General features: G+C 70.6%; 26 protein-coding genes. 7 read left to right on the plus strand and 19 right to left on the minus strand.

The window, feature by feature from the left end; all coding sequences use genetic code 11:
• Nucleotides 1–32: 32 nt before the first annotated feature.
• The 17 genes from AB0J06_RS13335 to AB0J06_RS13415 form a co-directional block, all read right to left on the minus strand.
• Entirely contained in the window at nt 33–1,211 is a 1,179-nt protein-coding gene (locus tag AB0J06_RS13335) for a flagellar hook protein FlgE (RefSeq protein ID WP_357428009.1), read from the minus strand.
• A 52-nt stretch (nt 1,212–1,263) separates the two neighbouring features.
• Nucleotides 1,264–1,701 carry a flagellar hook capping FlgD N-terminal domain-containing protein gene (locus AB0J06_RS13340; protein ID WP_357428011.1) on the minus strand — a complete coding sequence of 146 codons (438 nt, stop codon included), beginning with the start codon at nt 1,699–1,701 and terminating at the stop codon, nt 1,264–1,266.
• 10 nt (nt 1,702–1,711) lie between these two features.
• Nucleotides 1,712–3,013, minus strand: a complete 1,302-nt coding sequence (locus AB0J06_RS13345; RefSeq protein ID WP_357428013.1) for a flagellar hook-length control protein FliK — start codon at nt 3,011–3,013, stop codon at nt 1,712–1,714.
• Nucleotides 3,010–3,984, minus strand: a complete 975-nt coding sequence (locus AB0J06_RS13350; RefSeq protein ID WP_357428015.1) for a transglycosylase SLT domain-containing protein — start codon at nt 3,982–3,984, stop codon at nt 3,010–3,012. The genes AB0J06_RS13345 and AB0J06_RS13350 overlap by 4 nt, the downstream gene beginning before the upstream one ends.
• Complete coding sequence (locus AB0J06_RS13355) at nt 3,981–4,421, minus strand: flagellar FliJ family protein (protein WP_357428017.1); 441 nt, start codon at nt 4,419–4,421, stop codon at nt 3,981–3,983. The genes AB0J06_RS13350 and AB0J06_RS13355 overlap by 4 nt, the downstream gene beginning before the upstream one ends.
• Nucleotides 4,418–5,749, minus strand: a complete 1,332-nt coding sequence (locus AB0J06_RS13360; RefSeq protein WP_357428019.1) for a FliI/YscN family ATPase — start codon at nt 5,747–5,749, stop codon at nt 4,418–4,420. The genes AB0J06_RS13355 and AB0J06_RS13360 overlap by 4 nt, the downstream gene beginning before the upstream one ends.
• A complete protein-coding gene (locus AB0J06_RS13365) occupies nt 5,746–6,429 on the minus strand; it encodes a FliH/SctL family protein (RefSeq protein WP_357428021.1) in 684 nt (227 codons plus the stop codon). The genes AB0J06_RS13360 and AB0J06_RS13365 overlap by 4 nt, the downstream gene beginning before the upstream one ends.
• Complete coding sequence (gene fliG / locus AB0J06_RS13370; RefSeq protein WP_357428023.1) at nt 6,413–7,429, minus strand: flagellar motor switch protein FliG; 1,017 nt, start codon at nt 7,427–7,429, stop codon at nt 6,413–6,415. The genes AB0J06_RS13365 and fliG overlap by 17 nt, the downstream gene beginning before the upstream one ends.
• A gap of 76 nt (nt 7,430–7,505) precedes the next feature.
• Entirely contained in the window at nt 7,506–9,122 is a 1,617-nt protein-coding gene (fliF, locus tag AB0J06_RS13375) for a flagellar basal-body MS-ring/collar protein FliF (RefSeq protein WP_357428025.1), read from the minus strand.
• The gene (gene fliE, locus AB0J06_RS13380; RefSeq protein WP_357428027.1) at nt 9,122–9,430 is read right to left on the minus strand and encodes a flagellar hook-basal body complex protein FliE; all 309 of its coding nucleotides are present in this window, start codon (nt 9,428–9,430) and stop codon (nt 9,122–9,124) included. Before fliE ends, fliF begins: the two co-directional genes overlap by 1 nt.
• Nucleotides 9,430–9,825: a flagellar basal body rod C-terminal domain-containing protein gene (locus AB0J06_RS13385; RefSeq protein WP_357428029.1), complete on the minus strand. Its 396-nt coding sequence runs from the start codon at nt 9,823–9,825 to the stop codon at nt 9,430–9,432. The genes fliE and AB0J06_RS13385 overlap by 1 nt, the downstream gene beginning before the upstream one ends.
• A 1-nt stretch (nt 9,826) precedes the next feature.
• Nucleotides 9,827–10,174, minus strand: coding sequence for a flagellar basal body protein (locus tag AB0J06_RS13390; RefSeq protein ID WP_357428031.1), 348 nt, complete (start codon nt 10,172–10,174; stop codon nt 9,827–9,829).
• Between the two features lie 178 nt (nt 10,175–10,352).
• A complete protein-coding gene (locus AB0J06_RS13395) occupies nt 10,353–10,682 on the minus strand; it encodes a hypothetical protein (RefSeq protein ID WP_357428033.1) in 330 nt (109 codons plus the stop codon).
• Complete coding sequence (gene fliS / locus AB0J06_RS13400; RefSeq protein ID WP_357428035.1) at nt 10,679–11,086, minus strand: flagellar export chaperone FliS; 408 nt, start codon at nt 11,084–11,086, stop codon at nt 10,679–10,681. Before fliS ends, AB0J06_RS13395 begins: the two co-directional genes overlap by 4 nt.
• 7 nt (nt 11,087–11,093) lie before the next feature.
• Nucleotides 11,094–12,533, minus strand: coding sequence for a flagellar filament capping protein FliD (gene fliD / locus AB0J06_RS13405; RefSeq protein WP_357428037.1), 1,440 nt, complete (start codon nt 12,531–12,533; stop codon nt 11,094–11,096).
• A 165-nt stretch (nt 12,534–12,698) separates the two neighbouring features.
• On the minus strand, nt 12,699–13,964 hold the full coding sequence (locus AB0J06_RS13410) for a flagellin (RefSeq protein ID WP_357428039.1): 1,266 nt from the start codon (nt 13,962–13,964) through the stop codon (nt 12,699–12,701).
• Between the two features lie 123 nt (nt 13,965–14,087).
• Complete coding sequence (locus AB0J06_RS13415) at nt 14,088–14,951, minus strand: FliA/WhiG family RNA polymerase sigma factor (RefSeq protein ID WP_357428041.1); 864 nt, start codon at nt 14,949–14,951, stop codon at nt 14,088–14,090.
• 233 nt (nt 14,952–15,184) lie between these two features.
• Here AB0J06_RS13415 and flgN point away from each other — a divergent pair, with 233 nt between their 5' ends.
• The 5 genes from flgN to csrA are packed head-to-tail and all read left to right on the plus strand — an operon-like array spanning nt 15,185 to nt 18,715.
• Nucleotides 15,185–15,673, plus strand: a complete 489-nt coding sequence (gene flgN, locus AB0J06_RS13420) for a flagellar export chaperone FlgN (protein ID WP_357428042.1) — start codon at nt 15,185–15,187, stop codon at nt 15,671–15,673.
• Nucleotides 15,673–17,052, plus strand: coding sequence for a flagellar hook-associated protein FlgK (gene flgK, locus AB0J06_RS13425; protein WP_357428043.1), 1,380 nt, complete (start codon nt 15,673–15,675; stop codon nt 17,050–17,052). Before flgN ends, flgK begins: the two co-directional genes overlap by 1 nt.
• Nucleotides 17,053–17,066: 14 nt before the next feature.
• The gene (gene flgL / locus AB0J06_RS13430) at nt 17,067–17,951 is read left to right on the plus strand and encodes a flagellar hook-associated protein FlgL (protein ID WP_357428045.1); all 885 of its coding nucleotides are present in this window, start codon (nt 17,067–17,069) and stop codon (nt 17,949–17,951) included.
• Between the two features lie 10 nt (nt 17,952–17,961).
• On the plus strand, nt 17,962–18,420 hold the full coding sequence (locus AB0J06_RS13435; RefSeq protein ID WP_357428226.1) for a flagellar assembly protein FliW: 459 nt from the start codon (nt 17,962–17,964) through the stop codon (nt 18,418–18,420).
• Between the two features lie 52 nt (nt 18,421–18,472).
• Nucleotides 18,473–18,715: a carbon storage regulator CsrA gene (csrA, locus tag AB0J06_RS13440; RefSeq protein ID WP_357428047.1), complete on the plus strand. Its 243-nt coding sequence runs from the start codon at nt 18,473–18,475 to the stop codon at nt 18,713–18,715.
• Nucleotides 18,716–18,801: 86 nt separating this feature from the next.
• On the opposite strand, the gene AB0J06_RS13445 is transcribed toward csrA, so the two are convergent.
• Nucleotides 18,802–20,217 (minus strand): peptidoglycan DD-metalloendopeptidase family protein, encoded by a 1,416-nt coding sequence (locus tag AB0J06_RS13445; RefSeq protein ID WP_357428049.1) that lies wholly within the window; start codon nt 20,215–20,217, stop codon nt 18,802–18,804.
• Nucleotides 20,218–20,421: 204 nt separating this feature from the next.
• Between AB0J06_RS13445 and AB0J06_RS13450 the strand changes: the two genes are divergently transcribed.
• Together AB0J06_RS13450 and AB0J06_RS13455 are read left to right on the plus strand one after the other, a co-directional pair.
• Nucleotides 20,422–21,993, plus strand: a complete 1,572-nt coding sequence (locus AB0J06_RS13450; RefSeq protein ID WP_357428051.1) for a methyl-accepting chemotaxis protein — start codon at nt 20,422–20,424, stop codon at nt 21,991–21,993.
• Nucleotides 21,994–22,128: 135 nt separating this feature from the next.
• Complete coding sequence (locus AB0J06_RS13455) at nt 22,129–22,368, plus strand: hypothetical protein (protein WP_357428053.1); 240 nt, start codon at nt 22,129–22,131, stop codon at nt 22,366–22,368.
• 77 nt (nt 22,369–22,445) lie between these two features.
• Here the strand turns inward: AB0J06_RS13455 and AB0J06_RS13460 are convergent, their stop codons facing one another.
• Nucleotides 22,446–24,461: a PAS domain-containing sensor histidine kinase gene (locus AB0J06_RS13460; protein WP_357428055.1), complete on the minus strand. Its 2,016-nt coding sequence runs from the start codon at nt 24,459–24,461 to the stop codon at nt 22,446–22,448.
• Between the last annotated feature and the right edge of the window lie 43 nt (nt 24,462–24,504).

Here is a 24,504-nt window from a genome sequence, read left to right on the forward strand (position 1 = left end):
GTGGCGTGGCCACCCGCCCCCCGCGTTCAGGTTCAGCGCTTGAGGTTGACGAGATCCTGCAGCAGCTCGTCGGAGGTCGTGATGACCCGCGAGTTGGCCTGGAAGCCGCGCTGCGCGATGATCAGGTTGGTGAACTCCTGCGCGAGATCGACATTGGACATTTCCAGCGCGAGGCCCTGCAGAGCGCCCCGGCCACCCGTGCCGGCGGTCCCGAGCTGCGCAACGCCGGAGTTGACGCTGGTCCGGTACATCGAGTCGCCGACCTTCTCCAGGCCGGGCGGGTTGTTGAAGTTGGCCATGGCGAGCTGCCCCAGCGACTGCTTGAGGCCGTTGGAGAAGACGCCGACGAGGGTGCCGTCGGGCGAGATGGTGTACGCCTGGAGCGAACCGGCCGCCGACCCGTTCTGGCTGCCGACCGACACCGTCTTGTCCCCGGCGTAGCTGGTCAGCTTCGCGAAGTCGACGGTGATGCCGTTGAAGACCATCGAGTTCGGCGCCGGGGTGCTGCCGTCGGCGGCGAAGATGACGCTCTGCGCGGGCGACGTCGCCCCGCCGTGGGTGACCGTTGCCGACCACTCGGTCGAGCTGACCTTGGTGAACTCCGTCGTGACCGTGACCTTGTTGCCCTGCTGGTCGTACCCGTCGATCGAGACGCTGATCGGGGTCGGGCTGGCGGTGTCGGCCGGCAGGTTGCCGCCGACGGTGACCGTCGTCGTCTTGGTCGCCGGCACCGTGGCGCCGAGCGGCAACCGGATGTCAGTCTGCGTCGCGTTGGTATCGATCACGCCGTTGGTGGCCATCCAACCCTGCACGACCCGGCCGCCGCTGGCGACCAGCCGCCCGTCGGTGTCGAAGTTGAAAGCGCCGGCGCGGGTGTAGAGCTGCTCGTTGCCGGAACGGACCACGAAGAACCCGTCGCCCTGGATCATCAGGTCCGTGCCGCGACCCGTGGACTGGACCGCGCCCTGTCCGAAGTTGGTGTTGATACCGGCGAGGCGCACGCCGAGACCGACCTGCGCGGGGTTCGTGCCGCCGTTGCCGTTGCCGGGGGCGCCCGCCGCCTGCACGAGCTGGCTGAGGGTGTCCTGGAAGGTAGCCTGGCTGGACTTGAATCCGGCGGTGTTCACGTTGGCGATGTTGTTGCCGGTCACGTCCATCATCTGCTGGTGAGCGCGGAGGCCGCTGATGCTGGAGAAAAGGGAACGGAGCATAGGTCTCTTCCTTCGCTGGTCTGTCGGTCGGTCTGTGGTGGTCGTGGCCCGGTCAGGCGCTGCGGCGGATCTCGGTGACGGCGAACATCGGCACATCCACGTCCCCGACCCGCAGGGTCGGCGAGCCGCCCGCGAACGAAGCGGAGGTCACGACCCCGGTGACGGGCTCGCCGTCTTCGCCCGGATAGCTGACGCTGCGGCCGATGAGACTGCCCGCGTTGAGCATCATCTGGCCGTAGAGCAGGTGCTCCTGGTCGGCGGCGATCTGACCCAGCTTTTCCACCTGGGTGAACTGCGCCGTCTGGGCCAGGAAGGCGGTGCCGTCGGCCGGATTGGTCGGGTCCTGGTACTTCAACTGCGCGACGAGCAGCTTGAGGAACGCGTCCTGCCCCATGCTCTTGTCGCCGGTCGTCTTCGTGGTGCTCGAACCGGTGTTGCCGGGCTTGCCGGTCACCGGCGTGTAGATGTCGGACGGAATCGGACTGGTCATCGTCGTCCCCTCAGAGGTGCAGGTCGAGTCGGCGGCCGCTGCCGTCGCCGGCGGATGCCGGGGCGGGCGCCGGCAGCGGTGCGGGCGCGGCGAGCGCGGTCCCCGGTTCCGCGTGGGCCGGTGCGGCCAGGGCCTGCCGGAAGGGGTGGCCCCCCTGCGGCGTGTCCTGGCGCAGGTCCAGAGAGCAGTTGGTGAAGCCCGCCTGCTGCAGTTCCCGACGCAGGTCGGTCAGCGCGCCACGCAGCGTCTCCCGTCCGGCTTCGGTCGCGCCGGCCAGTTGCAGGTGGATGCCGTTGTCGCGGATCTCCGCGAGCAGGCTGACCGGACCGAGTTCCTCGGGATGCAGGTGGACGGTGAGTCGGTGCACCCCGTCGACGTCCCGACGCAGCGGCACGACGTGCATCGCGATCTGGGTGGCTGGCGGGGCAGGCGGGGCGCTCGCCGTCGCGGGCGTCGTCGCCGCGGCGACCGGAGCGCTCGCCGGCGGTGCGCCGGCGATGAGCGTCATCGGTGCGGTCGGGTTCACGGAGGCCGGCGCGGTTTCCGCGGTCGGTGTGGCCAGGTTCGCTCCGGCGACCGGCGGCAGCATGCCGCGACCGGCGTCCGGCGCTGTCGTGCCGGGCGCCAGGGCGGCGTCGGTCGCGGTTGCGGGCGACTGCTGGCCACCCCGCGCGTCGCCGCCGGCCGGATCGCCGTTTCCCGCAGCGGCCGGCGGCAGGGTGATCGCCGGGTGCGGCGTCGCGGCGGGCTCGACCGGGCTGACGGGGGTGAACCCCGCGGGCAGCGGGATGTTCGCGCCGGCGCCGGGGAGCACGGTGGGCGCGCCGGGCCGCACATCCGTCGCGGTCGGTGGGGGAGTGGCGGGCCCGCCGGCCGGGACGACCGTGGGCGCATCGGGGTCGGCCGGTGCCGGTTGTGTGCCCGGCAGGGTCTGGCCGGTGAACGCGGCGGTGAACGCGCCGGTGAACGGGGCGACGGCGGGCACGGTGGTCGGCAGGTCGGCGGCCGCGGGTGCGGCCGTCGGTGTCGCCGTGGGCAGGGCCGCGGTGACGCCGGGCGCCGGAACGATCGCGGCGGCGGTCGCGCCGGTCACGGCGACGCCGGCGGCCGGATCGGGAGCCGCGGCCGGGACGGTCGTCATGCCGGCGCCGCCGGTGACGAGCATCGCGAGGATCGCCGTGAACTCGTCCGCGGCGGGCGCGGCCTCGCCGGGCTCGCCCGTCGTGCCGGCTCCACCTGTGTTGCAGCGGGTGGCGGGGGCGTCGGGAGTGCCGCTCCGCATCGACGGGGACAGCATCGTGGGCATGGTCATGGGGTGCCTTCCCAACCCAGGGCGGCCATGGCCGCCTGCACCTTCGGGACATACGCCTGGGTCTCCGCGTACGGCGGGATCCCGCCGTGCTTGCGCACCGCGCCGCCGCCGGCGTTGTACGCGGCGAGCGCCAGGGGCACGGAGTTGAACTCCTTCAGCAGGCTGGCGAGCATCCGGGCGGCGCCGTCCACCGCCTGCTTGGGGTTGAACGAGTCGGTGACGCCGAGCCCCTTCGCGGTGCCCGGCATCAGCTGCATCAGGCCCTGCGCGCCGGCCGGGCTCACGGCCTTCGGGTTGTAACCCGACTCGACCTTCGCCACGGCGGCGAGCAGCGTCGCGGGGACCCCGTGCTTCGCGCCGGCCTGCGTGAACAGATCCGCGTACGGCACACCGGCGAGGTTCCCCGCGCCGCGCAGCGCCTCCGGCCGGACAGCTGCCGGAACGCCGGCGGCGGGCGCGTCGGCGATGACGCGCCGGATGGTGACCGGCTTCTGGTAGACGTCCTGGATCTTCACGTTCTCGCCCGGCTGCGGCGCGGCGATCATCTTGCCGCCGCCGATGTAGATCGCGATGTGGTCCACCGGGGTGTTGAAGGCCAGCAGGTCGCCCGGGCGGGCCTGGGCCAGGCTCGGCACGGCCGTGCCGACCTTGGCCTGATCCGCGGCGATCCGCGGCAGCTTGATCCCCAGGTCCTGGTAGGCCCGCTGTACCAGCGCGGAACAGTCCAGCCCCTTCGCCGGGTCGGTGCCGCCGAAGACGTACGGGACGCCGAGGTACTTGCGGGCGGCCGCGACGACGTCACCGCCGGTCGCCGTGCCCGCCGAGCGCGACGCCGGATCGGTGGCGGACCGCGCCGCGGTGAGTTCGCTGGCGAAGGCGCCGGCGCTGCCCGAGGCGCCCCGTACGGCCACGCCACCGAACTGCTGCTGGATCTGCTGGACGCGGGAGACCAGCTCGATGATGGCGGTCACGACACCGTCTCCTGCATGGCGGCCCGCTGCGGACCGGTCGCCGCGAGTTCGTCGAGCACGCGCTGGTCGGCGGCGCGCGCGAGACGCTGCTCCTCGACGGCGTGCCGCTCCACGAGCTTCTCCACCGCGCGTCGGTTCTTCGCCTTCTCGGCGAGGTCGTTGATCCGCTCGGCGGTCTCCTGCTCGGCCTCGGCGACCAGTTGCCGCGCCATCGACAGCTCCGCGGCGAGCGTCTGCCGGGCGGCGAGCGCGGCGACGACGGCGCGGGCGACGCCCACCGCCGGCACGTCCGTCTCGTTCAGCGTCGTCTCGCGCTGGCTCGCCAGCGATGCGGCGTGCCGCGCGGCCCGCCGGACCCGGACGACCTCGCCCTTGGCCGCGTCTTCCTGTGCCTGACGCGCCCGTAGTACGGCGCCAAGGCGGAACAGTCGGCTCATGACAGTCTCTCCGGATCGTGTGTCGTGTCGAGCAGCGCGCTCAGCGCCGCCCAGGAATCCGTCATGCCGCACCGCTCGTCGAGTCCTTGCCGAAGGAAGGACTCGATGCGCGGCCACAGCGCCCGGGCCCGGTCCGCGTCCGGGTTGGTGCCCGGCACGTACGCGCCGATCTCCACGAGTTCGCGGATGTCGCGGTGCGCGGCGAGCAGTCGGCGCAGGGTCGTGGCATCGGCCCGCTGCGCCGGCGTGGTGACCGTGTTGGCGAGCCGGGAGATCGACTCCAGTGCGTCGATGCTCGGGAAGTGCCCGGCCGTGGCGAGGCGACGGTCGAGCGTGATGTGCCCGTCGAGAATGGAGCGTGCGGTGTCCGCGATCGGCTCGTTGTGGTCGTCGCCCTCGACGAGCACGGTGTAGAGCCCGGTGATGCTGCCGACGGAGCCGGGACCGGCCCGTTCCATCAGGGCGGCGAGCATCGCGAAGACCGAGGGCGGATAGCCGCGGGTCGCCGGTGGTTCTCCGACGGAGAGCCCCACCTCGCGCTGGGCCATGGCGGCCCGGGTGACGCTGTCCATCATCAGCAGCACGTCGGCGCCCTGGTCCCGGAAGGATTCGGCGATCCGGGTGGCGACGAATCCGGCCCGGAGCCGGACGAGCGGGGGCTGGTCCGCGGTGGCGACGACCACCACGGATCGGGCCAGGCCTTCGGGGCCGAGGTCGTTCTCCAGGAATTCGCGCACCTCCCGGCCACGCTCGCCGACGAGCGCCACGACGTTGATCTCCGCGCTGGTGCCCCGCGTGATCATCGACATCAGCGTCGACTTGCCGACGCCGGAGCCGGCGAAGATGCCGATGCGCTGCCCGCGGCCGCACGGCACGAGGGTGTCCAGGGCCCGGACGCCGAGTCCCATCGGTTCGGCGACCCGTTGCCGGTGCAGCGCCGACGGGGGCGTCGCGTCGACGCCGACCCAGTCGCAGTCCACCAGCGGCCCCGCGCCGTCCATCGGTCGGCCGAGCCCGTCGAGCACCCGTCCGCGCAGGCCGGGTCCGATCGGGATCTGCAGCGGCGCGCCCGTGCTGGTCACGGGACTGCCGGCGCCGATGCCGGTCAGGGGAGCCAGCGGCAGACAGCTGAGCCGGTCGCCGTCGATGGCGGCCACCTCGGCCAGCACCCGCGTCGGACCCTCGCCGATGTGCACCAGGTCGCCGACCCGCGCGGTGAGGCCCTCGGCCGTGACCCGCAGGCCGACGGCGCTGGTCACCCGTCCGGAGACGCGGGGGCGGGCAGCCTGCATCGCTGCCGTGAGGCGGTTGCGTAGCGCGGTGGTCACCGGGCAAGCACCTCTTTGACCCGGGCGAGCGCGGCGGGGAGCGTGGCGTCGACGGTTGTCGCGCCGGCCTCGGCGATGGCGTCGCCGGGCTGGAGCATCGGATCGGGCCGCAGGCGCACGGCCCGCCCGTCGATGTGGAACTCCTCGGTCCAGTCTTCCCTGAGCAGCGTCTGGTAGTCGTCGGGGTGGAGCCGGACGGTCACCGGTTCGGCCGGTGGCGTCAGCGACATCGCCCGACCTATCGCGTCCAGCGCGCGCGAGTCGACGGTCGCGAGCTCGCGCCCGAGGATGGCCTGGGTGAGCTCCACAGCGGCGGCGAGGATCAGCTCCTCCATCATGGCGATGGTCGGCGCGGTCCGCTGTTCCAGTTGGGCGGCGGCCTGGCCGAGCGCGCCGAGCGCCCGGCCCAGCGCCGCCTCGGCGGCGGCAGCCGCGGCCTGCTCGGCGGCGGCGGTCTGATCGGCCGCGGCGCGCGCGGCGATCCGCGCCGCCCGCTGTCCCTGCGCCCAGCCCTCGGCGTAGCCGGTGGCCCGAGCGCTCTCCCGGGCGCTGGCCGCGACGTCGGTGGGGGAGCTGGTGCTCGCCCGCAGATCGGTGTCGAAGCGCGCCGGGGTCACCCCGTCGGTCCGCGATCCGCGCAGCACCGGGTCGAGCCCGTGGAACTCACGCGACGAATTCATCCTCGTCACCGCCCCGCTGGATCTCGACCTGGCCGGACTGCTCGAGCGAGCGGATCACCTGCACGATCTTGGCCTGCGACTCTTCGACATTCCGCAGCCGCACGGGGCCGAGCAGCTCGATCTCCTCGACGAGGTTTTCCCGGGCGCGCTCGGAGAGGTTGCGGACCACCTTGTCGCGGACCTCATCGGCCACGCCCTTGAGCGCGGTCGCGAGGTCGACCATCTCGACCTGGCGGAGCACGAGCTGGACGGCCCGGTCCTCCAGCATCTTGATGTCCTCGAACATGAACATCCGTCGCCGGACCTCTTCGGCGAGCTCCGGGCTGCGCCCTTCCAGGCCCTCGAGGATGAGGCGTTCGGTGCCGCGGTCGGCGCGGTTGATGATGTCGACCAGCGGCTGCAGGCCACCGACGGTGGAGAGCTCGCTGGGCTGCAGAACCGAGGAGAGCTTGCGCTCCAACGCCATCTCGACCTGTCGGATGATCTCCGGCGAGGTGCGGTCCATCACCGCGATGCGGTGCGCCACGTCGGACTGGAGGTCCGGGGCGAGACCGGAGAGGATCGGCGAGGCGAGCGTCGCCGGCATGTGGGCGAGGACCAGCGCGATGATCTGCGGGTGCTCGTGCTGCACGTACGAGAGCACCTGACGCGGGTCCGCGTGACCGAGGAAGCCGAACGGCATGTCGGTCATCGAGACGGCGAGCCGATCCAGGATCGCCTTCGCCGCCTCCGCCCCCATCGAGGCCTCCAGCAGGTCGCGGGCGTAGTCCATACCGCCCTGGCCGACGTACCGGTGGGTGGTGGCCAGGGTGTGGAACTCCTCGAGGACCTGGTCCGCGACCGTGACGTCCAGCGCGCCGAGGCGGGCGATCTCGGCGGAGAGCTCCTCGACCTCGTTCTCGCGAAGGTGGGCCATCAGACGAACCGAGTCGTCCTTGCCCATCTGCACCATGAGCATCGCGGCCTTGCGCAGGCCGCTCATCGTCGCCGTCTCTGTCATCGGGTCACCTCCCTCGGGTCGTTGTGTGTGAGTGCGGGGACAGCTCTGTCGCCCTGGTCAGGCGCGCGCGACGGGATCATCGGCGCTCCGCCAGCCAGCCGCGGAGCAGGCTGGCCACGTCCTCCGGCTGATCCGCCACCATCTCGGTCAACTCGCGCCGACGCATCTCGCGCTGCTCGTCCTCCTGCGTGAGGCGGTCCTGGTCGGCCGAAGGACCGGGCCCGAGCGCGGCGGCCGCCTCGGCCTGCGCGCTCGCGATCGCCTGGAGGCGACTCTGGTCCAGCGCGGCCTGCATCTCCTCCAGCTGGGCCAACTCCTCCGGCGACAGCGCGGACCGCTTCTTCGCGCGGCGGTTCGCCCGCCAGGCCATGAAGAGCAGCACCAGCACCACCAGCGCCATCGCCCCGGTCTTCGCCCAGGACATCAGCTGCGCCTGCCGGTCGGCGGCGCTGGCATCGGCCACCGCCTTGTTCGCCTCGTCGGCGACGCCGGTGTCGAACGGGAGCGCGGTGACCGACATGCCATCGCCGCGGGCGGTGTCCAGGCCGGCTGCGGCCGTCACCATCTGCTGCACCTGGGCGTTGTCGATGCCCGCGGCGGTCTTGCTGTTGAGCAGGACCGAGACGCTGAGCCGGCGGACGTTTCCGGGGGCCGACTTGCGGGTCTCGGTGACCATGCCGACCGCGTTGTTCTTCGTTTCCTTGGTGGACTCGTAGGTACCGTTACCGGCCCCACCCGGCACCTGGATGTTGTCCGGGCCGAGCACACCGCCGGTCGCTCCGCCGGTGCCGGTGTACGTCTCCTTGGACGTGCTCTGCGACAGCGGCGGAATGGCCGGGTCGGCGGCGTAGCGCTGGCTCTTCGTCTCGGTCTGGTCGAAATCGAGGTCGGCGGTGGTCTGCACGACCGCGTTACCCGGGCCGACGACGCTGTCGAGCATGCGCTGCAGTGCCGTGTTCATCCGCTGCTCGAACTGGCCGGTCTGCTGCGAACGCAGGTCGCTGTCGGCGGCGAGCGACTGCCCGTCGCCCGCCGAGAGCACCTTGCCGTTGGAGCCGGCGACGGTCACCTGTTCCGGGCTGAGCCCCTCCACACTGGAGGCGACCAGGTGGACGATCGCCTGCACCTGGCTGTGCGCGACGGTCTGGCCGTTCTCGGAGGCCACCAGCACGGAGGCGGTCGGCTTCTTCTGGTCGTTGGAGAAGATGTCCTTCTGCGGGATGACCAGGTGCACGGTGGCCGCCTTGACCCCGTCGATCGATTTGATCGTCTTACTCAGCTCGCCCTCCAGGGCACGCTGGTAGCCGACGTGCTGCATGAACTCCGACGTCGTGATCCCCTGCTTGTCCAGGAGCGAGTAGCCGGTGTCGGCCTGCGCGGGGAGACCCTCGCCGCTCATCTGCAGCCGCACGTCGTACACCTGGTCCTGGGGGACCAGGATCGTCTGGCCGCCGTCGGCGAGCCGGTACGGCGTCCCCGCCGCGGTGAGCTTCTCGGTGATCGCGCTGGCGTCGGTGGCGGCCAGGTTGTTGAAGAGCGGCGCGTACGACGGGGTGGCCGCCCAGTTGGCGAAGAGCACCCCGCCGACGGCGAGCGCGACCACGGCGAAGACGGTGACGGCCTTCTGGCCTGCGGTGAACGAGGTGAAGATGTCAATCGGGCGCCGGAGAAACCCGGGGATCCGGTTACGCATCAGGCCTGCATCCTCATGATTTCCTGGAACGCCTCGACGGCCTTGTTACGGACGGCGACCGTCAGTTGGACGGCGAGCGCGGCCTCGGTGCTGGCGATCGTGTAGTCGTGCACGTCGGTGAGGGACCCGGTCGCCGCCTTCACCCCGAGGTCGCTGGCCTTGTCCTGCAGGGCCTGCACCTCCTGCAGCCCTTCCGCGAGCCGGGTGGCGAAGTCCTCGCCCGAGCCGGCGGCTCCGGTGGCCGGGGTCAGCGACGGGGTGGGGATGATCGGCAGGGCGGCGCTGATTGCGGAGATCGGTGCGGTCATCAGGCCCTCCCGAGCTGGATGGCGGCCTGGTAGGCGTCCTTGGCCCGGTCGACCACGGCGAGGTTCGCCTGGTAGCCGCGCTGGGCCATGATCAGCTGGCTCATCTGGCCGCTGAGGTCGATGTCGGGGTAGCGGACGTAGCCCTCGGCGTCGGCGAGTGGGTGCTCCGGCTCGTAAACGGTCCGTCCGTTCGCGTCGCCGAGCACGATGCCGCCGACCTGCGCGCCGTTGCCGTCGGCGGCCGGCTGCGCGATCACGTACCGCGCGCGGAACGCCTCGCCGTTCGTCCGGCTGGCGTTGTTGATGTTCGCGATGTTGTCGGAAACGGCGTCCAGCCACTTGCGGTGGACGGTCACGCCGGTCCCCGCGATCCCGATGGCGTTGAAGATGGTCATGTCAGCTACCCCGGATAACGGTGCGCAGCGTGTTGTACCGGCCGTCGAGGGCGCGCAGCGCGAGCTGGTAGCGCAGGCCGGTTTCCACGTTGGAGAGGGTTTCCTGGTCGAGGTTCACGTTGTTCCCGTTGAGCCGGGTGGGCTCCAGGGACTGCTCGACGCTCGGTCGTACCTCGATGGGGGAGCGACCGGCGGAGACGGCGCTGGCCAGCGCGCCCTCGAACTTGACCTTGCGGGCCCGATATCCCGGGGTCTCCACGTTGGCGATGTTGTCCGCGATGGCGCGCTGGCGCATCGCCAACCCGTCCAACGACACGCGCATGGCCGCCGACGAGACGTCGTCGAACACGGCAGCTCCCTTCAGGTCGTTCCAGGCCGCCGGTCCGTGGCGAGAAGTGAGCGCTCCGTGCTCTTTCCACCGATCGGCGGTCGGGGTGAAGTGTTGAGTTTTTTTCCGCCGGGTTTGGCGGAAGGCCGTAGCGCGCTGCCCCGGCGCCCTTCAGGGGCGCCGGAGGAACGCGCAGGTGTCACATGTCGCAGTCGACGTACGCCGGGCGGTTCAGCGACTCGCCGGTTTCGATCCGGGCCACCATCGCCGTCTGCTGCCGGTTGGCGACCATCTGGCGGGCCAACGCCTGCGCGGCGGCGGTCTGCCGGGCGAGGAGACGCTGGGCGCGGGGGAGCAGCTTCAGCGGGAGCGGGCCGATGCCGGCTGGTGGGCGCCACGGGTCGGGCAGGGCGGTGTCGCTCGCCCGGTGCGTCTCCGTGAGCAGCGCCTCGGCGGCCGCCACGTCCAGCTCCATTTCGTCGAGCGCCCTGGTCCAGGCCAGGCGCCAGTCAACCGTCACGGCGGTCATCCCACCGTGGTGGGGACTGCGGCGGCGGCTGCCGCGACGGCCGCTTCCCGCCACGCGTCGCGCAGGGGCTCGATCACCTGGCGACAGGCGGCCACCCGGTCCGCGTCACCGCGGACGTTGGCGGCGACGAGTTCGGTGAGCAGGAAGCCGTAGAGGCTCGCCAGCCCCGGGGCACCGGACCAGGCCGAGGTGTCGAGCGTGGTGCGCAGCTCCAGGATGATCTCCTGGGCGTGCATCAACTGCTCGGTGGCGGCGGCACGGTCGCCAGCGGTCAGGGCATGCTCTGCCCGGGCGAGGTCGAGCAGGAGCCGGTCGTAGAGCATCACCAGTAGCTTGGCCGGCGACGCCGTGGTGACGGAGTCGGCGAGGTAACGCTCGCGCAGGGCAGAGCTGGGCGTGGTCATCAGCTACTCAATTCATTGTCGGAAGACTGGCGATCTGCCCGGAGAGCCAGGAGGACTGCTGCTGCAGCTTGCCGAGGGCGACCTCCAGGCCCGAGAACTGCTTCTTCAGCGCCGCCTCGCGCGCCGCCAGTCGCAGGTCCCAGTTCTCGACCTGCTTGTTCAGATCCGTGACGAACTCGTTGCGGCGCTTGATCAGGCCGGGGATCAGCCCTTCCTTGGGTGCGTTCACCGGATCCGTCGGCAGAGCGATTCCCTCGGTGGCCTTGAGGCCGATCGTCTCCAGCTTGCGGGCGAGGCCGTGCGCCTTGTCGTGGCCGGGGTCGAACGCCGTCGTCGCCCGGCCGCCGGTCACGTTGTCGTACGAGTCGAAGAACTTCTGGGCCTTCGCCGGGTCGGCGGCGAACGCGTCGAGGAACTTCTGCTTGTCGAAGGAAAGGTTGCCCTTTTTGTCGAGCTCGATCCCGACGGCCTTGAGGCTGCCGAGCGCGCCGGCTCCGCTGCCGACCGCGCTGAGGATGTCCTGGCTGAGCTGACGCACGAGGGGGTCGCCGACCAGGGTTCCCGCCGGAGTGCTGCCGTTCTTGACGGCGCTCTGCGCCTTCATCTCACCGAGCGCGATGTTGGCGGCCTCGAACATCGCCTGCACCTTGGCGGCGATGCCGTCCTTGTCGGCGGCGACGCTGACCGTGACGGGCGCGTCCGTGGCCGATTGCACCCTGGCCACGGTGACGCTGACCCCGGGCATGATGTCGGTGAACGTGTTGCTGGTGGACGTCATCGTGTACGTGGCCGTGGTGCCGACGGTGAGCTTGGCGTCGGCGCCCTGCGTGGTGACGGCGGTGCTGCCGAGTCCGTCGAGCCCGGTCGGCACGTAGACGTCCGGGGCGGCGGCCGCGGAGGCGTTGGCGAAGGCGGAGGTCCCGCCGGAGGCGCTGGCCGTGAGCTGCAGCGAATACTGCCCCGGCGCGACCTGCACGGCGGCGGCCTTGTACGCGGCGTTCGTCGTTCCGTTGATCGCGGTCACGACGGATTGCAGTGACTTGTCCGTGGGCGTGACCGTCTTCGTGGTGCCGTCCGCGAGCAGCACGTCGAAGGTGTCGCCGGACATCACCGGCGCCGCGGTCGCATCGGTCAGCGAGGAGACGCGTCCGGTGAAGGTGACGGTGTGGGCGGCCGCGAGGCGGTCCACCTTGAAGGTGAGGGATCCGTTCGCCGCGCCCGGGGTGGCGGTGACGGCGGCGGCGTCCGAGTTGCTGGTCGCCTTCATGGCGGTCCAGGTCTTCGGGTCGTTGAGCGCCTTCGCCGCGTTGGTCAGCGCGGCCATCTTGGTGTTCACGTTCTGGAAGGCCGAGACGGCCCTGTTCTGGACCGTGACCTTGTTCTTGAGGGCCGTCTGGGGCATGGCCTCGATCTGCATGAGCTGCGAGATGAGTTGGGTCGTGCTCATACCACTGACAAGGCCGTCGAGACTCATGGCCATCGGTCGTACTTCCCTCCGTGTGCCGGATAAAAAAGGGGTGGGGCGGCCGGCCGTTTGCCAGCCGCCCCACCTATTCAGTTGTGAGTTCGGTATTCAGTTGTTGTTCTGTTCATGAAGTTGTGTGTTCAGTTATCAGCGGAGCAGCGAGAGCACCGACTGCGGCGCCTGGTTGGCCTGCGCCAGCATCGAGGTGCCGGCCTGGGACAGGATCTGGGCCCGGGTGAACGAGACCATCTCCTGCGCCATGTCGGTGTCACGGATGCGCGACTCCGACGCCGACAGGTTCTCGACCGCCACGTTCAGGTTGTTGATCGTGTGCTCGAACCGGTTCTGGTAGGCACCCAGCGTGGCTCGCTGGGTGGAGACCTGACCGATCGCGGTGTCGAGAAGGTCGATCGCGCCCGAGGCGTTGCTCACCAGGTCGACCCCGCCGAGACCGAGCGCGGAAGCGTCGACCTTCGCGATCGAGATCCGGATCTGCTCGGCGGAGTTGTTGTTGGCACCCACCTGGAACGTTCCGCCACCGACACCGGTGGTGGTCGAGGTTCCGCCGGCGGCCATGCCGACCGCGTTGCTGGCCGCGGCGATGACGAACGCCGCGCCGTCCGGCGCGGTGCCGGCGTCGGCACCGTCGGCCTGCAGAGCCTTGTCCGAGGTGAGCTCCACCTTCCAGACGCCGCCACCGTTGTCGGTGACGTTCGCCTTCACCGTGCCGGCCGAGAACCCGTCGCCGGTGAGCGCCGCGTCCAGTCCGTCCTGCACGGCCTTCTGGTAGGCGCCGGCGGAGTTGTAGGTGCCGGCCGCGACGGTGACGGTGAGGTCACCGCTCGGCGCGGCGAACGTGCCGTCGGACTTCTGGAAGCTGGTGCCGGCCGCCGTGATGTCGAACGTGTCGTCCGTGCCCGCCACGACCGTCAGGCCGCCGGTGGCGCCGGTGATCGCGCCGGAGATGCTGGCCGACGTGTTGCCGTAGGTGCCGTCGAGCAGCTTCGACTTGCCGAACGAGGTGGTCGAACCGATCCGGTCCAGCTCGGAGGAGAGCTGGTTGAACTCGGTCTGGGCCGCCGTGCGGGCCTCGGTGTTCTGCGAACCGGTGTTGTTCGCCTGAACGCCCAGGTCACGCATACGCTGAAGGATCGCGTGCACCTCGGTGAGCGCACCTTCAGCCGTCTGCACGACGCTGACACCCTCCTGCGCGTTGCGAACGGCGACCTTGAGGCCACCGATCTGGGCGCGCAGGCCCTCGCTGATGGACAGACCCGCCGCGTCGTCGGCCGCCCGGTTGATCCGGAAGCCGCTGGAGAGCTTCTCCAGAGACTTGGACATCTGGCCGTCGGTGACGGACAGGTTCCGGTAGGCGTTCTGAGCGGCGATGTTCTGGTTGATACGAAGACCCATGGTGATTTCCTCCTTGAGATCGGGTCCCTGCCGGCCCATCCGTGAGCCGTACGCCGAATCAATCGGCGGCAGGTCGTCTGGCTGTAGAACTCTGTGGGGACTTTTTCCGGTGGTGGCCGGCCGTCAGGCCGAGACCGCCAGCGGAAGTCCGAGCTGGTCCGTCATGGCCAACCGGGTACGCAGGTCACCGCGGGCGGCGATCTGGGCGTAGTAGGCGGTGCGCCGGCGGGCGACGCAGCCGTCGGGGCGCTCCTGCTCGGCGACGAGGCCCGGCTCGAGCTGGGTGTTGAGGCCGTCGCGGAGCAGCTCCAGCGCCTCGGCGCGCAGCTGGGAGACGCGGGAGCCGGTGACGCCGAGCTCGTCGGCGATCTCGGCCATCGGGCGCTCCTCCAGGAAGTACTGCTGGACGACGAGCTTCAGCCGCTCCGGCAGCGCCTCGATGGCGTCGTGCAGGTAGCCGATCCGCTCGCGGTGGATCAGCAACTCCTCCGGCCCGGCGGTCCGCTCGATCACCATCTCCTCGGCGGCGCCGGCGGTGAAGCCCTGCAGGCTCAGCACCACGGCGCGCTGCACGTCCTCCTCGACCGACTCCAGCTCCTCCATGCCGATGCCGAGGAACGCGGCCAACTCGGTGGACTCGGGCGTGCGGCCCAGCGTCGCGGTGAGCTCCTGGCGAGCGGTCTCGGCCCGGCGGGCGCGGTGTCGGACGGAGCGGCTGGCCCAGTCGAGTCCGCGCAGCTCGTCGAGGAGGCCGCCGCGGATCCGGGTGGTCGCGAAGCGGGCGAACGGGATGCCCCGCTCCGGGTCGTACGCCTTCGCGGCGGAAACCAGTGCGGCGAGACCGGCGGAGGTCAGGTCGTCGCGGTTGACGTGTGCCGGCAGCCGGTGGAGCAGTTCGCGGACCAGGTGGCCGACGAGAGGGATGTGCGAACGGATCAGGTCTTCCCGATCGCGGTCGATAGGGGTGGCGGCCGAGACAGCGGTCATGGGTTTCCCTCCGTGGGTGGCGACCCGCTGTCGCGGGGGCGCACCGAAGCTGATGGGGAAACACTCAGTGACCGGGGGTTCGAGTCGGTTTCGCGTTCCGTTGCCGCTCGGTTGCTGTTTTTTCACCCGATGGGCATGACCGGCGGGCGAAGTCCTCAGAATCCGGACGCTCCTGCCGACCACAAACATGACGAGGCGCGCGAGCGGGCGCACCCCTGGCGGCGGAGGAAAGCGTGAGCCTGACGGAACTGTCCAGCGTGCTCTGGCGTACCCGGGAGTTGCTGGAATTGCTCCTGTTCAAGCTGGAGGAGGAGCAGTTGCTGCTCGCCTCGGGCCGATCCCGGTGGTTGGCGCACGCCACCCGGGAGGTGGAGCTGGTGCTCGACCAGATCCGGCAGGTGGAGGTGCTCCGCGCGACGCACGCCCAGGCCGCGGCGCTCGACCTGGGGCTGGACGCCTACGCCAGCCTCGGCCAACTCGCCGACACCGCGCCGATGCCCTGGTCGGAGATGCTCCACCAGCACCGCAAGGCGTTCCTGACCCTCACCGCCGAGATCTCCGGTCTGGCCGAGACGAACCGTGAGCTGATCACGGTGGGGCAGCGCGCCGTCCGGGAGACGATGCTGATCGTCGCCGGCTCGGCGGAGATGGAGACCTACGGCCCGCAGGGCCAGACAGTGCCCGGAGCGCGCCGCGCCCGGCTCGTGGATGAGGCGATCTGATGAGCAGCAGTTTCTCCGGTATCTCCGGCGCGCTGAGCGCGCTGCACGCCGCCCGTCGCGGCTTGGACACCGCGGGCCAGAACATCGCCAACGCCAACACCGAGGGTTACACGCGGCAGCGGGTGAACCTGCAGGCGGTCGGGGGACAGACGATCCCCGCGCTCTTCGCCACGGACTCGGGGACGAGCGGTGGCGTGACGGTGCGTGGCATAGACCGGCTGCGCAACGACTTCCTGGAGGCGCGGGCGCGCGCCGAGCACACGCAGAGCGCCAACCTCGACGCGAAGCGGCAGGTGTACGCGCGGATCGAGGATGTGTTCGCCGAGCCGAGCGACACGGCGGTGCAGTCGCAGCTCTCCGAATTCTGGGCGGGCTGGGACGACGTGGCCAACAAACCGGGCGACGGCGGAGCCCGTACCCAGCTCATCCAACGCGGTTCGGTCGTCGCCGACGGGCTGCGCGCCGCGCACGAGGGGCTCTCCTCGCAGTGGCGAACCATCCGTACGCAGAGCGACGCCTACGCCCGCGACGTCAACGACAGCGCGGCGGCCGTGGCCCAGCTCAACCAGACGATCATGCGGGCGCAGGCCGCGGGAGTGCCGGTCAACGAGCTGGCCGACGAGCGCGACCTGCATCTGCTCAAGCTGGCCGAACTGGTCGGCGCCACCGCGACGCCCCGCCCGGACGGCACCGTTGACGTGCTCCTGGACGGTTCGGCGCTGGTCAGCGGGGGGCGCGCCCGCGCGATCGAGGTGGCCGGGGCGGCCGCGCTCGCCGACGAGACCGCGAATCCGGTCCAGGTGCGCTGGGTGGACACCCAGGCGGCGGTGACCCCGGGCGGCACGATCTCGGCCATGACGGAGACGCTCGGGGACATCCTGCCGACGTACGCCAAGGGCCTCGATGATGTGGCGGCGAAGCTCGCCGCGCTGGTCAACGCGCAGCACAGCATCGGATACGCCGTGGATGGGGGGACGGGTCGGGCGTTCTTCACCGGGACCACTGCCGCCACCATCGGCGTCGCTGTCACCGAGCGGCAGCTGGCGATCGCCAGCTCCGCCGGAACACTGGACGGGTCGAACGCCGACAAGTTGAGTGAACTGGGCCGGCGGACCGACGGCCCGGACGCGCTGTATCGGCAGGTCGTGGTCGGCCTCGGGGTCGCCGCGCTGGCGACGGACCGTCGGGCGGAGATCCAGGCCGCGGTGACCGCCAACGTGGACGCGGCGCGCTCGGCCGAGGCGGGGGTCAACCTTGACGAGGAGATGGTCGGTCTCCTCGGCCACCAGCGCGCCTTTGAAGCCGCCTCCCGCGTGCTCACCACGATCGACGGGATGCTCGACACCCTCATCAATCGCACCGGCCTGGTCGGAAGGTAGTCATGGCCATTCAAATGCGCGTCACCCAGCAGTCCGTCGCGGCCCGGGTCATGACCGGGCTGCAGGGAAACCTGAACCGCCTCGGCGACCTGCAGGAGCGGCTCTCCAGCGGGACGATGATCTCCCGACCCTCCGACTCGCCGACCGGAACCGTGTCGGCGATGCAATTCCGCAGCGAAATGCGTGCGGCGACGCAGTACGCCCGCAACGCGGACGATGGCCTGGGTTGGCTCAATACCGCGGAGGGCGCGTTGGGCAGTATGTCGACGCAGCTGAACCGGGCGCGCGACCTGGCGTTGCAGGGGATGTCCTCGGGGGCGGGCGGGTCGACGGAGGCCCGCGAGGCCCTCGCGGTCGAGGTCGACCACATCCGGGAATCGCTGATCGGCCTCGCCAACACCCGCTACCTGGATCGTCCCGTGTTCGGGGGCACCACGCCCGGCGACGTGGCCTACGACCCGAGCGGGGCGTATGTCGGCGACGCCGGCCAGGTGAACCGCACCATCGGGGATGGCACGAAGGTGCGGGTGGACGTGACCGGGCCGGAGGCCTTCGGGAGCGGGCCCGAGCAACTCTTCACCGTTCTCGCGTCGCTCGCCCAGAACCTGCGGCGGGGCGATTCTGCATCGCTTGGCGCGGACTTGGACAATCTGGACGGCGGTATGAGTACGATCAGGTCCCAGCTCGCTGATGTGGGAGCTCGAGCAAACCGGGTGACCAACATGCGCCAGACCGCAGAGGACAGGCTATTGACACTGAAGAGCCAGCTGTCCGACGTCGAGGGCATCGACCTGCCGGACACGATCATGCAGATCAAGCTGCAGGAGGTGGCGTACCAGGCGGCGCTCGGGGCGAGCGCGAGGGTCGTGCAACCATCGCTGATCGACTTCCTCCGGTGACCCGGTGCCCATGGTGATGCCCGCCGCTGCTTCGGACCGCTCCGAGGACCACGTGCCCGCTCAGCCGGCGGGCACGTCGGCCGTGCACACGCTGCCGACGATCGAGCTGGTCCATCCGATGCCGGGCTTTCCCGGCCACCGCAGGTTCGTCCTCGTCCGGCTGGACGAGGACGGCCTGCTTTACGCGTTCACCTCGGCCGACGATCCCGACCTGCGTTTCCTGGTGGTGCCGCCGCTGGCGTTCTTCCCGGACTACGCTCCCGAGATCGATGACGAGACCATGCAGCTGCTCGGGGTCGACGACCCCGAACGGGTGCTGATCCTGCTGGTGGTGACGGCGGGGGAGTCGGCCACCGACGCCACCGCCAACCTGATGGCCCCGGTCCTCGTTGATCAGGTCAACCGGCGGGCGGTCCAGGCGGTACTCACCGGCAGCGGGCTGCCGGTGCGCGCATCGCTCACGAGCTGACGGCAAACCGGTCGGGGCGCTCGCGCCCCACGATGCAAGGGGGGAGTCGTCGGTGCTCGTACTGACCCGCCGTCCCGGAGAGAGTGTGATGATCGGTGACGACGTCGTCGTCACCGTGCTGGAGGTCCGCGGCGACGTGATCCGGCTCGGGATCCGCGCGCCACGGAGCATCCAGGTGCACCGGGAAGAGGTCTACCGGGAGTTGCAGGCGGCCAACCAGGAGGCGGCCTCGCCGAGCGAGGACGCGGTCCGCAACCTGGCCCAGCTGCTGCGTCCGCCGTCCGGTGGGCAGTGACATCCACTGACCGGTAATCCGGCAGTCAATCTACAAATGGGGCCGTACCCGACACGTCGGGTACGGCCCCATTTGTATGCGCCGGATCAGAAGTAGACGCCCCGGGCGGACAGGAACGTCCGCGGGTTTGTCGCGTTCGCCCGGGTCGCCGGCGCGGCCCCGGTGTGCACCTCGAAGTGCAGGTGCGGCCCGGACGAGTTGCCGGAGCTACCGACGTTGCCGATGAGCTGTCCGGCGTTGACCCACTGGCCGACCCTGACGGGAGGGCGCCGGACCATGTGGCAGTAGCGGGTCACGACCCGGTTGGCGTGTTGGATCTCCACGTACCAGCCGCAGCCGTAGACGCTCGGTGAGCCGTCCTTGTCGCAGTTGTACGTCGACGAGTTGCAGACGACCACGATGACCGTGCCGGCCGCGGCCGCGACGATCGGCGTGTTGCGGTACGTCGAGAAGTCGATCCCGTCGTGCGTGGGCCGATCCTTGGTGCGGTAACCGCTGCCGCCCGGCGCCGGGACCGGGGCGACCCAACCGGCCAGCGAGGCCGGAAGCGGCGCGCACCGCGGCGGTACGACGGTACGGACGACGAACGCGTCCGACACGTACGTGCCGTTGGCCAGCCTGTTCCACATGTTGGTGCTGCGGACATTGCCGCTGATCTGCTCGCCCGCCTGCTGGCACGAGATCGTGATCGTGCTGCCGTCGGGCAGGGTGGCGGTGACGGCCGCATTTGTGCTGGGGCCGTACCGCACGTTCAGCTGCACGCCGTCGCTGTCCACCTTCCCCGTGGCGGGCGGCGGTGGCGGCGTCGGCTTCGGCGTGGGCGTGGGCGTGGGCGTCGGCTTCGGCGTGGGTGTGGGCGTGGGCTTCGGTGCGACCACCGGCAGATCACATCGTTGCGGGGTCACCGTCCGTTTCACGAACGCGTCCGCCACGTACTGGCCGTTCGTCAGCCTGTTCCACATGTTGGTCGTGCGGACGTTGCCGCGGACGCTCTGGCCCGGCTGCTGACACGCGATCGTGATCCGGCTACCGTCGCGGAGCGTGCTCTTGACGGCTGACGCGGTGGTCGCGCCGGCGCGTACGTTGAGCAGGCTGCCGCGCGTGTAGATCTGGCCGCTGCTGTTCGCCGCCGAGTTGCCGCCGGTGCCGCCCGTCTGGTCACAGCGCGGGGGGGTCACCGACCGCCGCACGAACGCGTCCGACACGTAGGCGCCATTGCTCAGGCGGTTCCACATGTTGGTCGACCGGACGTCTCCGCGGATCTGCTGCCCCGGCTGCTGACAGACGATCGTGACCTGGCTGCCGTCCGCGATGGTGCCGGCACGGGCGGCAGTGGTCGTCGGCCCGCTCCTCAGGTTGAGCGGCACGCGGTTGGTGCTGACTTGGCCGGTGACCGTGGCGGCCTGGGCCGCCGCGGCCGGGGCCGCGGCGACGATTCCGCCTCCCATGATCGGCCCGGCCATCACGAGCAGGCCGAGGAGGCTCTGATGTCGTCGTTTCATGGACGGTGTCCCCTTACTGGCGCGTCCGGTGCGCGCCATAGGGGTCAGGCTGCCCACCGAGGGCTGACGGTCCAGGTGCCCGACGGTCGCAGGGCGGTTGCAGCCGTCGATTTGCTCGGGTTCAGGTGTGAAACGCTTTAAAGGATCTTGATTTAGCCGAATTTTCGCGTAACGGGCATTAAATCTGAATTTGCGGAGGGTTCCATGGCGCGACTGGCCGATCTCGCTGTCGCGAAGCGGTTGTCACTGATCGTCGCGGCCGGCGCGATCACGGCGGCCACGGTCGCGGCCGCGGGCATGTTCTCCCAGCAGACGCTGAACACGCAGGCGGAGTACCTCCGCAACCTGCAGGCGGCGAAGGGCGCGCTGAACCACCTGGACACCCGGCAGAGCGAGCTCAAGGTGGACGGTTACCGCGCGGTGACCGGGGTGGAGCTCGACAAGATCGCCGGTGAAGTGAAGGGCGACGTCGCCTCGGCCTCGGATGCGCTCGCCGCCGTCGAGGCGCTCAACCTGCCCGCCGATGTGCGCGCCCAGCTCGACGGCGTGAAGCCCGATGTCGAGGCGTTCGGCCAGCTCATTGAGAATGTCGTCGCGACCGCGCAGAAGAGCCCGGCGGGCGCGCGGGAGCAGATGCCCGCGATCGCCGAACGCAACCACAAGGTGGACGACAAGCTCGGCGCGTTGCACGACGCCCTGGACGCGGATATCGCCCGCGAACGTGCCGACATGCAGAGCACGGTGGCGACCGCCCGCACGACGGCGATCATCGTGTCCGTGGCGGGCATCGCGCTGCTCGTGCTGCTGTCGATCCCGCTCACCCGGTCGATCATCCGGCCGGTGCGGCGGGTGGGGGAGGTCGTCGCGGGGCTCGCCGAGGGTGACCTGACCCGCCGGACCGGCGTGTCCAGCCGGGACGAGCTGGGACGGATGGCCGCAGGACTGGACCAGGCGGTCGAGAGCCTGCGACGGTCGTTCCACGTGATGGGCGGCAACGCGGACACGTTGGCGGCCGCGTCGGCGCAACTGTCGACGGTGAACACCGAGATCGCCGGCGCGGTGGAGGAGACCAGCAGCCAGACCAACTCCGCGTCCGGGGAGGCCGACGAGATCTCCCGGCACGTGCAGACCGTCGCCGCCGGCTCCGAGGAGATGGGGCTCTCGATCCGCGAGATCTCGCGCAGCACCAACGAGGCGGCGCAGATCGCCGGGACGGCGGTCGCGGAGGCGGCCCGGGCGACCGGCACGATCGAGCAGCTCGGGACGTCGTCCGCGGAGATCGGCAATGTGCTCAAGCTGATCACCTCCATCGCCGAGCAGACCAATCTGCTCGCGCTGAACGCGACCATCGAGGCCGCGCGTGCCGGCGACGCGGGCAAGGGCTTCGCCGTGGTGGCGAGCGAGGTGAAGGACCTGGCCCAGGAGACCGCGAAGGCCACTGAGGACATCAGCGCGCGGGTCAGCGCGATCCAGAACGACACCGGCGACGCGGTCGAGGTGATCAAGCGGATCAGCGAGGTCATCGGAAAGATCCACGAATACCAGACGACGATCGCCAGCGCGGTCGAGGAGCAGACCGCGACCACCCAGGAGATGAGCCGCAGCATCGCCGAGGTCGCCTCCGGCGCCTCCCGCATCGCCGGCAACATCGCCGACGTGGCCAGCACCAGCTCCGCCTCGATGGGCGGCGTCAACCAGGCCCGGCAGGCCAGCACCGAGGTCGCCCGCACCGCCGACGAGCTGCGGACGCTGGTGGGTCAGTTCCGGGTGGAGTGAACGGCACGCCCCACCGGCGACGTGTCATCGGGTGCGGCTCGAGTGCAGGCGCTGCACCCGAGCCGCACCTTTGCCGTACCCGACGGATAAACGGCCGCGCCGTTGAGTGGTGGTTATCACCAGAGGAGGTGGCCAATGTCCCGCCCGATGCTCATCACCGCCCGCGCCGAGGCACTCTGTGCCTCTTTGGCACCCACCGGCGCCCCGCTGGACCGCGCCGCGGCTGATGCCGTCATCGAGGAAGCGGTGCGCGCGCACGGGGTGCGCGGGTGCGCCGCCGAGATGGCCTACGAATACGGCGAGCACCCCGAGATCGCGATGCGGCGGATGCGCTGGGCTCTCGAGCTCGTCGACGCCCTTTACACCCAGCGATGAACCATCACGGCGTCGGTGGGAGCGTCCGTCGGTAGGACCCTCGCCCGCGTCACGCCTGCGACGTATCGACCGACGCGCTATCCGGGTGAATGCGCCCCGGCCGCCGGCTCGAGCCGGAGCACCAGCCGGGCGCCCCGCGGCTCCGCCGGCTCGTACCGGATCCCGCCGCCGTTGGCCTCGACGAGGTGTCGGGCGATGAACAGCCCCAGCCCGCCCCCGCGGCCGAACCGGTCGAACAGGCGCGGGGCGGCCTCCGCCGGCACGCCGGGCCCGTGGTCCCGGACGGTGATGATCAGCCCGTCCCGGTCTTGGCTGGCCGTGATCTCGATCGGTGGCTCACCGTGCCGGATCGCGTTCGACACCAGGTGCCGGACGACCTGCCAGAGGTGTGCCCGGTCGCTCAGCGCGTACAGCTCCGCGTTCATTGTCACGGTGATCGTGGGAGCGGGCGCCGGCAGGGCCTCGATGACCGCCTCGACGATGTCGGCGACGGGTACGGGGGCCCGCCGGGCGGTGACCGCGCCGGCGTCGAGCTGAAAGAGCAACGTCATGTCGCTGATCATCGTGATCAACCGTCGGGTGTTCTTGTCGATCTTCGTCGCCAGCTCGAACCGGATGTCGTCCGGCAGCTCCGACCAGTCCGAGGCGAGCAGCTCGGCCAGGCTCGCCATCGAACTGAGCGGTTGCGATATCTCGTGGGAGACCATCGACATCAGGTCCGACTTGAACGCGACGCCCTGCTCCAGCCGACGGTTCGCGTGCCGGAGCTCGTCGTTGACCTGTTCCAGCGCGCTCGCGTGGGCGGCGAGAAAGTCCTCGGTACGCTTGCGATCCGTGATGTCCACGTAGGTCGCGACGTAGGCGCGCGGCCGACCGTCCTCGGCCGGCACCTCCGCGGTCGCGGTCAGCACCGGCACCATGCTGCCGTCCGGGCGCCTGATGAGATCGTCCGGAGCGTCGCCGCCGTCGGTTGCCGGCTGCCACGGGTACGGCGGCGCCTGACCGATCAGCTCGGCGCGCGACCGGCCGGATAGCTCGCACCAGCGGCGGTTCACCTCGATCACCCGCCGGTCGGCGTCGAGCACCACCACGCCCTCGTTGAGCGACTGCAGGAGCGTCGCGGTGAAATCGCGCTCGTCGCGCAGGTCGGCGAAGAGCGTGCGCTGCCGCGCGTCGGTGTCGTTCAGTGCCCGGACCGTGCGCGCGACGATGAAGACCAGGATCAGGATGGTCAGCACAGTGCTGACGGTGATCGCCGCTCCCGGGCGGCCCAGACCGGCCCGGACCGCCGCCATGCTGAGCATGCCGGTGCCGAACGGCAACAGGATCAGCGCCGGGGCGAGTCGGCGGGCGACGGTGTTGCCCAACCCGGTGCCGAAGAACGCGTTCAGCGGGCCGTGTTCGGGGCGGGCGAACATGATCCCCAGCGAGAGTTCGAGCAGCGCCAGCGCCGCGAGCAGCGGCATCGCCGCCAGCGGCTGTGCCGCGGGGTGGTAGGCCTGCTCGAACACGTAGCCGAGCATGGCGACGAGCGCGACCCCGACGGCGGACGTGACCAGCGCGCCGGTCAGCGCGACCCGCCATCGGGGTCGGACGTCGAGGCTGATCAGTGCCGCTCCGTTGAGCAGGAGGGCGACGGCGGCGGCGGTGGCGGGCTGCTGGTGCGCGGAGGCGGGGGAGCCCAGCAGCCAGGCGGTCGTGGAGGTGGCGAACTCCCCGGCGGCACCCGTGCCCGGCTGGATCAGGCCGATGAGTCCGGCGGTGGCGGTCAGCGCGCCACAGATCCGGCCGGCCCGGCGTCGCGCCGCCGCGGGCTGCGGCCGCGCGAGCAGCAGCAGGCCGATGCCGCCGCAGAAGAGGCCGGCGGCGGCGAACGGGGTCAGCGGGACGACGGTGGGGAGCACGGGAAACTGTTCGAGGTGGACGATCCGCCACTCGGCGAGCGCCAGGAGCCCGATCAGTGTCACGGCGATGCCGGCGCCGACGGAGAGGATGCTGCGCAGCCGCGGCGAACGCACCCAGACAGCAGCCGCCGTGGGGTCCCCGGCCCGGGCCACGGCGTGCAATTGGGATCCGATCGCCTGAAAAGGCACGAAATTGATCGTAACCACGGAAGTCGAAACTTAAGGGTATTGA

Source organism: Micromonospora sp. NPDC049679, from assembly GCF_040659735.1.
GTDB lineage: Bacteria > Actinomycetota > Actinomycetes > Mycobacteriales > Micromonosporaceae > Micromonospora_I.